Source organism: Rhodococcus sp. MSC1_016, assembly GCF_023667485.2.
GTDB classification, from domain to species: domain Bacteria; phylum Actinomycetota; class Actinomycetes; order Mycobacteriales; family Mycobacteriaceae; genus Rhodococcus_F; species Rhodococcus_F oxybenzonivorans.
The window spans coordinates 3,371,738-3,385,222 of record NZ_JAMOZI020000001.1 but is presented as its reverse complement, the minus strand read 5'-3'; the positions used below and the strand labels follow the sequence as shown (position 1 = coordinate 3,385,222).

General features: G+C 62.9%; 8 protein-coding genes. 3 read left to right on the top strand and 5 right to left on the bottom strand.

Going from position 1 to position 13,485, the window contains the following annotated elements; all coding sequences use genetic code 11:
- Nucleotides 1–137: 137 nt before the first annotated feature.
- The 5 genes from L1080_RS15640 to L1080_RS15620 all read right to left on the bottom strand — a co-directional run bounded on the left by L1080_RS15640 (nucleotide 138) and on the right by L1080_RS15620 (nucleotide 6,731).
- Nucleotides 138–998 (bottom strand): HNH endonuclease, encoded by an 861-nt coding sequence (locus tag L1080_RS15640; RefSeq protein ID WP_250770366.1) that lies wholly within the window; start codon nucleotides 996–998, stop codon nucleotides 138–140.
- Nucleotides 999–1,102: 104 nt separating this feature from the next.
- Nucleotides 1,103–2,980, bottom strand: a complete 1,878-nt coding sequence (locus tag L1080_RS15635) for a DUF2075 domain-containing protein (RefSeq protein WP_328799826.1) — start codon at nucleotides 2,978–2,980, stop codon at nucleotides 1,103–1,105.
- Nucleotides 2,981–3,730: 750 nt separating this feature from the next.
- A complete protein-coding gene (locus tag L1080_RS15630) occupies nucleotides 3,731–4,087 on the bottom strand; it encodes a nucleotide pyrophosphohydrolase (RefSeq protein WP_159920946.1) in 357 nt (118 codons plus the stop codon).
- A 359-nt stretch (nucleotides 4,088–4,446) separates the two neighbouring features.
- The gene (locus L1080_RS15625) at nucleotides 4,447–5,349 is read right to left on the bottom strand and encodes a DUF3761 domain-containing protein (protein WP_159927040.1); all 903 of its coding nucleotides are present in this window, start codon (nucleotides 5,347–5,349) and stop codon (nucleotides 4,447–4,449) included.
- A gap of 1,118 nt (nucleotides 5,350–6,467) precedes the next feature.
- Nucleotides 6,468–6,731: a TY-Chap domain-containing protein gene (locus tag L1080_RS15620; protein WP_374433642.1), complete on the bottom strand. Its 264-nt coding sequence runs from the start codon at nucleotides 6,729–6,731 to the stop codon at nucleotides 6,468–6,470.
- Nucleotides 6,732–6,976: 245 nt separating this feature from the next.
- Between L1080_RS15620 and L1080_RS15615 the strand changes: the two genes are divergently transcribed.
- From L1080_RS15615 to L1080_RS15605, 3 genes are read left to right on the top strand one after another with little or no spacing between them, the layout of a single operon-like run.
- Nucleotides 6,977–9,028 (top strand): sigma-70 family RNA polymerase sigma factor, encoded by a 2,052-nt coding sequence (locus L1080_RS15615; protein WP_236603430.1) that lies wholly within the window; start codon nucleotides 6,977–6,979, stop codon nucleotides 9,026–9,028.
- The gene (locus L1080_RS15610) at nucleotides 9,021–10,535 is read left to right on the top strand and encodes an ATP-binding protein (RefSeq protein ID WP_159920950.1); all 1,515 of its coding nucleotides are present in this window, start codon (nucleotides 9,021–9,023) and stop codon (nucleotides 10,533–10,535) included. Before L1080_RS15615 ends, L1080_RS15610 begins: the two co-directional genes overlap by 8 nt.
- Nucleotides 10,532–13,471, top strand: coding sequence for a Z1 domain-containing protein (locus tag L1080_RS15605; protein WP_159920952.1), 2,940 nt, complete (start codon nucleotides 10,532–10,534; stop codon nucleotides 13,469–13,471). Before L1080_RS15610 ends, L1080_RS15605 begins: the two co-directional genes overlap by 4 nt.
- Nucleotides 13,472–13,485: the final 14 nt, after the last annotated feature.

Below are 13,485 nucleotides of genomic sequence, written 5' to 3'. Positions count from 1 at the left end.
CGGTACCGATTCGGCTCAAATCTGTCGGATCCAGGTTCGCACGTCTGACCGCGTCGCTAGACCCATCGAAACGGAAGGGGATGCTTTCTGATCCGACGTCTGGGCGGCATAATCGAGGGGGCTGCGGACCCGAGAGTCTACGGACTCTGAGGAATGGTTGCCCAGTCGCAACTTTCCCTATGGCGGCGTAGAGCGTCGCGGTCCGGATGATGGCTTCGGTTCTCGGGCAGTCTTAAGACCTTGCCCTCGTGATTTCCGTACTCGGTATGAATGAGGTCGGGTCCGACCCGTATCCGCAGGTCCTGGTCAATGGTTATACGTTGGAGGTCGAACAGGGTGTGAATATCGGCGCGAAGTAATAGCCCGTTGGTCACATGATTTGTGTGGACCCCGTAGTAGCGGTCGATGTGCGCGGCCTCCAATACGGCGAGAACCGTTGATCCAGTAACTGCGCAGGTGCTGCCGTAAGAATTGACCAAGGAGTCGCGGAATTGCCCCTGCCCTTGACGCACTGCGATGTCTCTCTGCGCGCGCTTGCGCAGATCGTCACCGGGCGCATAGACAGCGAGTCCGTCCGGAAAAGCCTCATCAAATGCGGGCTTCTTCTTGAACAGATCGCGCAAATACGCCCGTCCCTTCGGATCCTTCACCTCGATGCGGCCATTGCTTGTCGGCACCGTGATTCCGGCAGACGCGGCCATCTCCTTCCACCGTGGCTGTCGTACCGGTGTGGAGCTCTGCGGCTCTAATGTGAAGCGCCACCGGTATCCGCCGGTGGCCACATCGTGCCAATGCGCAGGTGGATGGGACGAATGCAATTCGAAGGTTGCGGATGTCGCGCGTGCCCATCCGATGAGACCTGTGCCCGCCATCCAGAAGAAGATGTCATCAGCCGGTTCGATCTTGGTGCGGGGTCGAGTATCCCAAAAGCCATCTTTCTGTGCGAGGTCCCAGTGATCTGGATACTCCTTAGAAATAACCAATACCCATGCATTCAACGCTCATGCGCCTATCCGGTATCGCACCGGGTGGAGGCATGTCCTGAAGCGGAAGCCTGTCGGGCCGTGCTCGTGTGCAGTATTCTCTTCGGTAACGCTGTGGCTCAGTTGGTTTCGCTCACCAGTGCGTGAAGAGCGTCTCGTGTCTCTTCGTCCGTCGAGTAAATGATTGTGCCCACCATTCCGCGGGTGAGGAGCACCTTGTAGACATTTCGCACCAATTCGTTGAATCGCACATCGCCGACCTTCCTCACGTTCCGCATGTCGGGGTCGCGGTTAGCTGAGCGGACAGTCTTGAAGTGGTCATCGCGCCACACGAGATCGGGCCCGAGGATTACGCCATTCCAGTCGTATTCGAATCCCTGCGCGGTGTAAATGCATCCGACTTGATTGAAGCCACCGTCCTCGGTGGCCCACAACGGTGCTGGGGGTGCATCTCCGATGCGTCTGTCGCTCTTGCTGTTCCACGGCCGTGACCAGTTACCAATCTGAACGTCGGCAGGTAGCGAGCCATCCTTGTTTGCGTCGCTCCATGGCCAGCAGTATCCGGCTGTCATTCGTGCGGTGTAGCCGCGCTCTTGCTGATGCAAGAGGAGATGTTCTAGTTCTTGCGGTGTATCGGCAACGCGAACCGCGAACTGCGGATCGCCCCTCCAAGCGTACGGCCCACCCTCTACTAACCCGAGGAGGCGCTTCACCCAGAGCACGTACTCCTCACTGCCCCCGCAGCGAAATTGCTCGCCAAGATGGACGTGCTGTGTCTCGAGGCCGATGGACTTCGCGTGACGCTGGATTTGTTCGAGGGAACCCATTTCACCGGGACGAACCACCTGGTGCTCATCCAGGAGGAATACCGGAACGCGAGCAGCGGCGATCAGCTCGTCGATTTGAGGTCGGTCGGTTCGCAGTTCCGCCTTGGTATACCGGTCAACGGACGTTTCACGGATACGGTGGGCCTCGTCGAGAACGAGCACGTCGAGACCATTGCGATCTGCGGTCATGAACTGGTTAAAGTACTTGAACATCTTCTGCACTCGCGGGGCACGTGCCCCCGCGACCTTCCGGAGCGTCTGCGTGAAGGATCGGGATCCGGTCGCGTGCAGGACCGTCCGGCCACGGCGGGCAAGCTCGCCGACGAGAGACAGCGCAATCACACTCTTGCCACTGCCCGGCCCGCCCGTGACGACGATGATGCGTTTGCCATCGTTGGCGCGCGCCTGCTCGACGGAATGCAGCACCAGGTCGACGGCGAGCTGTTGCTCGCCGAGGAGGTGGAACTGTGGCCGCTCTTGAACTTCCGCAGCGGCAACCTTGAGAAGCTGCTGAGAGGGAGCCACCGCTGAGCGGATGAGGGTGTCACCTGCCGTGTGACCTGTGGCGGCGGACAAACGCGATTTGAGGAACGCGATCATGTCGCCCCGATCCGCGGCTGTATATAGTCGTGCGGTCGTAGTTACGGGGAAAGCGCGTAGATCGGCGACTGCGCCAGGATCTGTGGCGTTATGAAGGTACGCGATTCCTGCGAGCGCGTCAGGCTGATCTGCGAGCGCTTTTGCGAAGTCGGAGAGATAGTCACAGTATCCCTTCACCTGAGCGACGGGGTGCAGCTTCGGCCCTCCAGGCATACCTGGTACTTCTACGAGTTCCACGCTGTCCTCATAACGGTGGGCTGCTGACCACTGTTTGAGTTCAACGACCACATACGAGGGCGCCCCCGTTTTTGGGTGAGTGCCGGCGAGCACGACATCGGCCCGCTGTGAAGTCAGTGGAAGGTGATATTCGACGAGCATCTCCACACCGCCTAACCCTGCGTCGGCTAAGTCACGGGCTAAAACTGGGAGACTGCGTCTCCAGGACCTCTGCTCAGCGTCGCTCGCCCGGTGACCGGTCCGAAACAGCATCTGCTCGAGAAGCTGTTCAGCCAAGGACTCGGGATGAGCCATGCCGACGATTCTGTCGGCAGAGGTACGAAGCAAGGTCACAGTGAGGTCCCCCGGGCAGCACGAATCAGTTCGTGCGGGTGGGGGCATGTCCGTGGCTGTGAGTCACAGCGGAAGTCCGTCGGGCCGCAACACACAGATTAGCTGAGTTGGATCCGCTGCTGGTGCAGCGGTGTCTCGCCAGCCGAATGCGCGCGGAATTTAAGCCGTGGCTGATTGGTGGAAAGGTCGCGGCCTTTTCCGATCGCCACCTCAGTACATGGATTCCACTTCGTTGAATGTGTCACGGGTCGGCAGGCGATAGGAGGGACGCGTTTCGAGAATTCGACAACGGTCTGAAATATGCTGCCGGGCGAATTCGCCGGACGTCAGTCGATTCCCTCGATTTCCGATCATTTCGATGGAATGCGGTCGCCAGCGGAGTTGAGTCCGGACCTCGAACTCCGAGGCGTACTAGATATATGGTTGCATTTGATAAGTCTTGAGCGTCACGGGGCCGGAGTTGGCCCGGCAGGTACGCGACTAAACAAGGCGGTCCCGCGCGGCACCGACGTCGTCCAAATCTTCCCCGATCACGCCGGCCTCACTCGAGTCGTCCGAGCTATCCTCGCCGAACAGCACGGCTTGACGTACGCGCCCGACCAGAGCGAGACCCCCGCCGAGGCCGTCACATTTCGACAGGTTAAGCCGACACAAGCAGCAAGCGATACTGAATCAGGACTGTGTCTTGTGCGTTTCAGCCATGACTTGACCTGACTCGGAGCCAGTACGTTGCAGCACCACGAGCAGACTTCATCTTCCTAGCTGTGTGTGCTTCGTGGCCTTGCCCCGCGACTCTTCTTCGGGATACTTCTTGTCGTTCAACTCAACCTTCTTGCTCACGACTTCGGCGAGGTCGATGTCCAGCACCTCAGCGAGCCGCAGCAGGTAGATGAAGACATCGGCGACCTCTTCCTCGACATGCGCGCGCGCCTGCGCATCCTCCCCGACTGTTGCGCTTTGCTCCGGAGTCAGCCACTGAAAGATTTCGGTGAGTTCGCCGACTTCGCCGCTAAGCGCCATTACAAGGTTCTTTGGGGTGTGGAACTGGGACCAGTCTCGGCGCTCCGAGAAGTTCGACACTAGCGCCTGGAGGTCTTCGATTCCCATGCCAGAGTTTTATCATGCAGATCGAGTCTACCTGTGCGCAGACGCGGAACTGCCTCGATGCGCGGTGTCGTGTGGGCCATTATAGGTCCACATCGGTGCGATTCAACATCTGTAACGCGGAAATGTCGTGGTTCTTGGAGGCCTCAGGGTTCCGGAGCTGTCGGTTGCCGTGTCGAAGTGAGCAGGCAGGACCTGTCTGAAGTTCGGTCACAGACGATCAGCATCGAAAGAGAACCGCCCTCATTGGCGGAGTCACACGGGCGTGGAATTTCGGTGAAGGGATTTCCAAACGAGCGCCGTCAACGAAGTTGATCACGTCTAGGTCAAGTATGAGACCGGCCAACAACCGAACAACTTACTCAGTACCACTCGGCGACACCACCGTGGCCGGAGCACGTTCCACGCCTGCTCTCGCTGTACGAGTATGTGCCGTCCTTACAACGGGCACTTGCGCCGGTCGGTGACGCGCCGGGGACGGGTATGCAATTGCCGGCGGAATTTTCGTAATACCCCTCACCGCAGCCGTATCCTCCCCAAGGTTCTGGATCGGGCGCGGGAGCAGGTGCCGGCGGCGGGGGTGGTGGCGGAGGTGGTGCCGGCGCAACGGGCGCTGGTGGCGGCGCGATGGGCGCCACTCGGGGTACTTCCTGTTGAACCGAGGGAAGCGTTGTGGCTGGCGGGGGAGGCGGCGCAACGTTCGTAATCGTCTGTGCGACTGGGGGAGGTGGTGGCGGTGGAAGTGTCGCGCCACATCCACCGAGTACGCGCGCGATCGTGTCTCGTTCTTGTTGCGAAACCGCCAACCGGTAGATCGACTTGACATCCACCTGCTGTGCGACGTAGGTGCAGTGATAAGTCGCATTCGGAGGCAACCAGGCGGAGGCGTCGCGGCCTGCCTTTTGCCTGGATGCCGTGCCATCTACCGCCTGCAAATTACGGGGGTCGTTCGCCAGTGCGCGCACCGTCTGTTCGTCAAGCTGCTGAGCACCCGTCCGCCGAGCATCCGCGAGCGCGACAACACGGTCGATCTCTACCGTTGCAAAGGGGCCTTCGTTGTCGCTCGTGAAGGCCAGTATCTTACCCGAGTATGGGTCCTGCAGTTGGCCTGAACGTACGACGCAGCCGCGACTGCCTGGCACCAGCACGACCGTGGTGAGATCCCGTCTCAAAATGTCATTGCGGGTGTCACAACCGTTCCTTCCGCCCTCGACCGCAACGTCATCGGACCAGGTCGATAGCCCCGCGTCATCGAAACCTGTCATCGGCGCCGGTTCGGCGATGGCCAGGGCGTCGAGCTTTGCAAGTACTGCGTCGGCTGCCACCGATCCATCGATGGGCATGAATTTAGACGCGACCGCTAGAGGGCGCTCCGCAGTTGTAGTCGGCGCAGATGTCGGCGGCGCGCTCGTCGGTTCGGAGACTGCCGAGCCCGCGCTCTTGGTCGCCTGCTCGCTCTCATACAGTTCGGGGTGAATCGCCGAATCAAGGGCCGTCGAGGCTATGAATAACACTGCTACTGCGGTGCCCCACAGAATTCTCCTCCCGACGGGAGACTTGCCCGGATTCTGCTGCTTCCAGGCGCGAACCCGTGACGGCCGCACGGTGGCAAAATACAGGGCGCCTGCCGCGATGAGTAGGCAAACTACGTAAAACGCGATACTGACCTCGCCTTCCATCGCGGCGCCGATGAGACCGATCAGGAACATGATCCCTATAAGTCCAAACACGACGCGAATGACTGACGACAGTGTGCGACCGAATCCTCCGCGGCCGCGCTGGTCAACGGATGGATTTGTTGCGGGGTCGAGAGGGTCGTGCATGGGTATCTCCGAGGCATTGCTAGCAGTGACGCGTGGGCGTTGTTCCTGGTTATCGAGACTTTGTAGTGGACTGTTACGCACGCGTCGGGATAAGCGTCTCGATCTGCGTGCGAAGCGTCCTGCGGCCACTCTGAGTTGGGCCAAATGGATGGATTCCGGAGTCTGGAGTGAGGCGTCGTGTAGCAATCCGGTCGACGATGACGAGGTGTCCGGCGCGCCGTCGACGCTTCTGGAAGTGACGACCGACCGCGGGTTGGTGTAGGGAATAGGTTGGAAGAGCGGCTACATCTACCAGGGGTTCTCCTACCTCATATCGCAGACCCATAGAGGCGACGAACATCGGCGCGCCGAGGGCTTGATGCTCCATCCGGTCGTCGACGGACACTTCGACGAGCAGGTAGTCATTCAAGGGCGCCGAATTCTATCCGCGACGGCGGAATCCTCGCGCTGACGCACGATCGATCGCCGGCCAGTTCTCCGCTGTAACAAACACTGGTCTCAGCTCACTGACATGATTGTGCCGTTCCCGGAATCCGTCACCGTTTCGCGCAACAGCAGGTTCAATCCCCTTCGCCGCAATGGATTCCACCCCAGGTCGGCGAGACGTGCCTCCTCCACCGCGGCGAGGGATCTGTCACCCGCGAGGCCCGGGCGAAAAATTGGACGCAGCGCGCCACGTCATCTGGGTCGGTATCGAAGGTCGAGTCCAGGGTTAGCAGGTCGTCGACCTTCATTTCCGCGACGTAGCCCGACAGGCGGCGCTGAAAAGCCGACCAGGCCCGCTGCACACTGCGGTCGTAATCGAAGTCGTCCCAACAGGGCATCGGCACTCCCGGGGTTTCGTGAGAAGCGAGGCGATGACTGCGCCTCGCGATGATCGATAACTGAAATGTAGCGGCCGGCACCGACATGTTCGGGGCTATCGGGCTCGGCGCGCCCTTGTGCCGCCGAGAGAACTCAGGTCCCCGCGGTGCGCTCGGTTGAGAGCTGAAGTAACTTGATCGGGATACAGAAGTCGGCGTGTGCCGCTTCGAGCTGGTTCGAGTGGGGTTGTGCTTTGTCGATCGGGGTGAACTCGTTCTCTGCCGATGAGCTGAGCGAGACATTGTGGGTGGACCTGCTGCCCTGGTTGGACGACTATGTCTCCGACCGCGCGGTTCTGCTCGAGCCCCTCGCACCCTCACCGGACTGGTGGTTCAGCGAGTCGCCGTCGTTCACCGCACTCGAGGTCGACCTGGAGAAGGTCCTCGAAGAGCTGGCTGAGGTCTACGTCGCCCACCACGGGCCCGCTGTGCTTGCGGAGAGTTTCCCGGCGCTGGATGCTGATCTGCCGGTCGCCGCCTTGGCTCTCGACACCCGCGCCACCACCGCCCTGCGACGCCTGACGTCCGAGTCGACGCTCGCCTGCGTGCTGCCTCACACTGTCACCGATCTGTTCGGGGTCCGCGGCACCAGCGCCCAGACGGTGCAGGACATCGTCTATGGCCTCCTCGTCTGCACGGTGATGCGCGATCCGCGGGCCGGCATTGAGGACGACGCGACACCGGACGCCCCACCCGTCATCACGGCCCTCGTCGATGACCTCCGGCAACTCGCGGTCTGGCGGCGTGCCCGCGGCCAGGGTGACCGCCCCCTGGTCACGGTCGAAATCGACGACGAGTCACCCGAACCTATCCAGGAGCTTGCAGCACGAGTTTCCGCATTGACCCCCGCCGACCTCCCCGACAACGACCGCAACGACGCGGTCGACGAGATCGAGAATCTCGTCGCGCAGCTCGACGAGCGTGAGTCGTTGGTGCTTCGTGAGCGTCTCGTCGCTGTCGACCGCATGCGTCTCGGTGCTGTCGGCGCCAAACTCGCGGTCAGTGCTGGACGCGCCGGTCAGATCGAAGCCGACGTCAAAGCCAAGCTCAACGCGGCGTGCGGATTCGGAACCGGCGTCGGCAACCTGCTGGCGAGTCTGCGCGTCGAGATTCAGCCCGTCGCGTCCCTCGACCGCCTGCTGTCCGCCCACCCGGTCCTGGCCGCCGAAGTCCCCAGTCTCCACGTCCCGCTGTGGCTCGTCCTCGACCGCCTCGATGACTACTTCGAGGTCACTGACAGCTGGGCCGCCGCACCCAGCGTCTCGGCGGCAGTGAAGCGCACGCAGACCCTGCTCGAAGACTATGAGTCACCCAACGGTGTGGTCGCGCTCGACGACGTCGCCGCCGCGGTGTCGATGCCGCGCGCCGAACTGGAAGTATGGCTGACGCGCTGCGGGTTCACTGTCGTCGCCGACTCCGCTCTCACCCACTCCAAGCGGATCGCCGACCTTGCTGTCGGCGCGCTCGAGGCGATCGGTGCGCCGCGGTCGGCTGAGCAGCTGGTGGGTGCGCTTGCATCGGACCGGCCGGCACGGTCGGTCGACACTGCATTGAAGAACGACGAGCGGGTGATCCTTGAAGATGGAGTGTGGCGGCTCGCGGACTGGGAGACAGCGAAACCTGCCGCCGCCGAAGCAGAAGAAGCACCGAATTTTAGCGAGTTCGGCGTCCACGATGACGGTTCGCTGCGGCGCACGCGCGCTTCGAAAGGCAAGACACCGGAGCAGACGCGACAGCTTTACAGGTCGGGCGTCACCTGGTACTTCCGCATCAGGGTGACGGCCGATCAACTCCGCGGCTCGGGATTCGCGGTACCGGCCGGAGTCGCGGCGGTGGCCGGTTGCCGGCGAGGTGAGGTGGCAGAACTGTCCAGTGACCTCGGCGCACAGATGATCCGTTGGACCGGCGCCCAGCCGACGTTCGGCACTATCCGCCGATTCCTCCGCGCCCTGTCCGCCGACGTGGGTGATGTCGTGCTGCTCGAGTTCGGCCCCGAACGCAGCTTCGGCGTCCGTCGTCCGCCGACGGTGCCCGAGGACGCCGAGCCGTTGCGTCGTGCGCTCGCTGAGATGGGCCATCCAGAGCCATTGGAGGTCAGGGGTCGGGACCTACCGCGGGTGGTCGCCGATGCTATCGGCCTGTCCGGCGAGACGCGGCCACGCCGGATCCTCAGCGCCTACCGTGACCGCGGCGAGGACACCATCACCGAACTGCTGGAGCAGGCATGGGTGCACGGAACGGACACGACCGATGACTGACCAAAATGTGGATGTCGTCGACACGCGCACCCTGGCGCCTGACGAATCACTGTCCAGCGCACTCGGACTGCGCCACACCATTCCGACCGCGCTCGCCGACCTGGTCGACAACAGCGTCGACGCCGGCGCCCGCCACGTGCTGATCCGCTTCGTCAGCGAGGGCACCCGCATCGTGGCGATGCGGGTGATCGACGACGGTGCCGGCATGGACGGTGACACCATCGAAGCCGCGATGACTTACGGCCGCCGCCGTGAGTACGCGTCCGGCGATCTCGGGCATTTCGGGGTCGGGATGAAGGCGGCGTCGCTGAGTCAGGCGCGGATGTTGCGGGTGTGGTCGCGGGCTACCGGTCAGCTTGCTCAGGGCCGCATGATCGATACAACGGACGGTCAAGGGCGGCACACGGTGTCGGTGCTCGACTCGGCGCAAGTCGCCCAGCAGTTGGACGACACGGCGCCCCGCTTCCCGTTCACCACGGGCACGATCGTCGAGTGGCGGGGCATCAAATCGTTTCTGATGTCTGCCGACAGGGATGAGCAGGTCAGCTGGCTCGAGCAGACGATCAACGACGTGCGCAGTCACCTTGGCGTCGTGTTCCACCGGCTCATCGACGCCGAACGTGTCAGCATCACTGTCGACGTCTACGACACCGAGGCCGGTCGGGCGGGGGCACCGAGGACGGTCAATGCCCTCGACCCGTTCCGCTACCCGTACCCCGGCGACACCCAGTACCCGCGGCCGTTGACGCTGTCTCTCAGTGGGTCGTTGGCGACGGCTATGGCCCACCTGTGGCCGGCGCGCAGCAATGCTCCGGAGTTCCGGCTGCACGGTATTCCAGGCCGCGAGCATCAGGGGCTATACGTTTACCGTCACGACCGGCTATTGCAGGCCGGCGGCTGGAACGGCGTGGTGCGGGGCCGTCCCGATTACGGGCTCGCGCGCATCGCGATCGACCTCGACGCGCAGCTGATGCGGCACTTCACCATCAACCCGGAAAAGTCCGAGGTGACGCTGGACGCGACCGCGTCAGCCGCACTCGACCAGGCGGTCTTCGCCGACGGTGATGGGAACTTTCAGTCGTATCTCGCCGACGCCGAATCGGTGATGCGGTCGGCCCGCAAGCGGCAGCCGCGACCGATCAGCGTCGTCGAACCGGCCTCGGGCCTTCCTGAGGACGTTCTCGACTCCTTCAGCGATGCTTTGGAATTCACGGTCGCCGACGACCCGGTGTCAATCGGGTGGCGCTCGCTGGCGCGGGACAAGTTCTTCGAGGTCAACCTCGAGACCCGGACGCTGTGGCTCAACGCGCGCTTCCGGCGTGACCTCCTCGGCCGGCGCAGCCTCGACCCCACCGACGCCCCGGTTCTCAAGTCGCTACTCTTCCTGCTCACGAGCGAGATGTTCGAGGGCGTCCGGCATAGTGCCCGGCAGAAGGACAAGATGCAGGCGTGGCAAGAGGTGCTGCTCTCCGCGATGACTGCAGACAAGGGGCGGGTGGCGACGTGAGCGATGAGGTCTATTCGGCGATTGCCCGCGAACTCGGGGACGGCTTCCCGCCCGAGGACGTGCTGTATCCCGTCAACGCGCGTCTCCGCAAGAGCTATCCGAACGGTCTGACCATCGAAGACATCGTGAACGTCTTCCTCGACGAGGACGCGACCGCGGTCCGGACAGCGCTCCGAGCGCGGTTGCGGCAATGGGACGCCGAGAGTGCAGCGTCGTGGGTCGGTTTCACCACGCCGAACACGGACGACCGCCGCGCCATGATCTACGACCTCCTCGGCATCCCCGCCGAGGGACACGCAGCCCTCGACGAGGTGTATGCGCGAGACGGGGGACCGGTGGTAATCGCGGCGCCGCAGCCCTGGGCTCCCTGGTACACCCCGGAACGGCGAAACGAACACAACTTTTACTGGCGCGCCTACCGTCGAGTGCTCGAGGGCAAGAGCTGGGACGACGAGACGATCGGCAAACTCGATGTCGCGACCACCGAGGTGGTGCAACGGCTGGCCGACCCGAGCCGGCCGGAGCCCTACCAGTCGAAGGGCCTCGTCGTCGGATACGTGCAGAGCGGAAAGACCGCGAACTTCAGTGGCGTGGTCGCGAAGTCGATCGACGCCGGTTACCGGCTGATCATCGTGCTCACGGGCACCATCGAGATTTTGCGCAGCCAGACCCAGCGTCGCCTCGACATGGAGCTGGTCGGCAGGCAGAACATCAGCGCCGGTGTGGACGACGACTACGCCCACGACGAGGACTGGTTGCGTGGCAGGTTCCTCGAGCATGAGGTCGACCCGAACAAGACGCACGACGTCCCGGCGATCCGACGGCTCACGACGTCGACGTTCGACTACAAGAGCTTGCTGGCGGGCCTGAGCGCTCTGCACTTCGAGATCAGCGACCACGCGCTTCCGCTCCACGACCCGAAGAACCTGCATACCAGCAACGTCCGCATCGCCGTGATCAAGAAGAATGTGACGAGCTTGAAGAAGCTTGTAGCCGACCTGAAGAAAGTGCCCACCGAACTCGACCAGATTCCGGCTCTGATCATCGACGACGAGGCCGACCAGGCGTCGGTGAACACGATCGACCCGAAGAAGGCGGCGTCACTGGACCAAATCGAGCGCACCGCAATCAACGCGCAGATCGCCGAGATCCTCGGGTTGCTGAAGCGCGCCCAGTACGTCGGCTACACGGCCACTCCCTTCGCGAACGTCTTCGTCGACCCCGACGACAGTGTCAACGTGTTCCCGTCCGATTTCATCGTGAGCCTCGAACGCCCCGGTCCGTACATGGGAGGGGCGGACTTCCACGATTTCGAGGACGAATTCGATGACGCCGAGCGAACACCGGCGAATTCGAACGAGAAGGCCTACGTTCGCGATCTCCGCGCGGACAGTGACGAGGAGCGCACCGCCGAGCAGCTCTGTGCGCTCGATTCCTACGTGCTGGCCGGCGCAATTAAGCTGTTCCGCGAGTCGCGTGGTGCGTCGCCGTTCCGGCACCACACGATGCTCGTGCACGAATCGGTGAAACAGGCCGAGCACGAGGCGGTGGCCGACGAGTTCAAGGCGTTGTGGACGTCTGCCGGTTACAGCCAGCCGTCGAGCCTGGCGCGGCTCGAGAAGCTATGGATCGACGACTTCGCCCCGGTGAGCCTTGCCCGCGCGGAGGCAGGTTCTGCCATCCCGAAATCGTTTGAGGAGATCGAGCCGTTCATCGGCGCGGCCTACGACAAGATCTCCGAGGGCACGAGTCCGGTGATCATCGTGAACGGTGCAGCGGAGAAGGACTACACCCAGGATTCGCTCGACTTCCAAGAACGCGGTGTCTGGAAGATCCTCGTCGGCGGCACCAAGCTCAGCCGCGGGTTCACCGTCGAGGGACTGACGACAACGTACTACACGCGCCGAACCGGTCAAGCTGACACGCTGATGCAGATGGGCCGCTGGTTCGGCTTCCGGCCGGGATACCGGGACTTGGTGCGTCTCTTTATCGGTCGCAGTGTTCCCGGTGCGGCCGGCGCCGACTTCGACATGTACAAGGCGTTCGAGGCCGTCGTCCGGGACGAGGAGGAGTTCCGCGCGGAGCTCGCCCGGTTCAAGGGAACCAACGCCCAGGGTGAGCCGTGGGTAACACCGCGCGACGTGCCCCCAATGGTGTTCCAGCAACTGCCGTGGCTCAGGCCGACCGCCCGGAACAAGATGTTCAACGCGGAGCAAACATACCGGGGGATCGGTGGTGAAAGTTTCAGCTTCACAATGCAGCCGCCGCGAGGTGACGGCTCGAACAATGTCCGGCACTTCAACGCCGTCCGGCCCTTGCTACACAGTCTCACGGAGACGGGCAGTTTCGAGTTTGCCGACAAGGACGGCCGGCGCCGCAGCTTCTCTGCGCGACACGGCATTGTCCCGGCTTCGGTGGTGCTCGAGGCCGTCGACCAATTTGTCTGGGACCGAAAGTGGGACTTCGGTCCGCACCGCGAGGCATTGGTCAGCGCGATGGATCGCGGGCTGCTCGACGACTTCGCCATTCTCCTTCCGCTGCCGAAAACACGCTTGCCAGTCGACATCAAGGGGTGGCCGGAGCAGCTACCGATCGTCAACCGCAAGCGCCAGGAACGTGAGTATCGCACCGGTTTCACCGGAACCGCCGTGCGCGAGCGGGACGCCATCGAGCACATCGCGGGCAGCCCGGACAAGAACGGCGGCACGCAGGCACAGAAGCTGCACCGCCGAACGCGTGGCGCCCTGATATTGGTGTTCGCAAGCGACCCGGAGGCAGGGTCGCGCCAGATGAAGCGGGCGAAGACGGGGCCCGTCGATCCGAGCGACTTCGCGACGTTGTTCTCGTACGCGCTGCCCTATGCAGCGGAACCGCTCGGTCGGATCGGGTTCCGGGTCAAGAAGTCGGGAGCGGGAGCGATCGTCGATGCGCAGTAAGAGAAGGGCGGCCG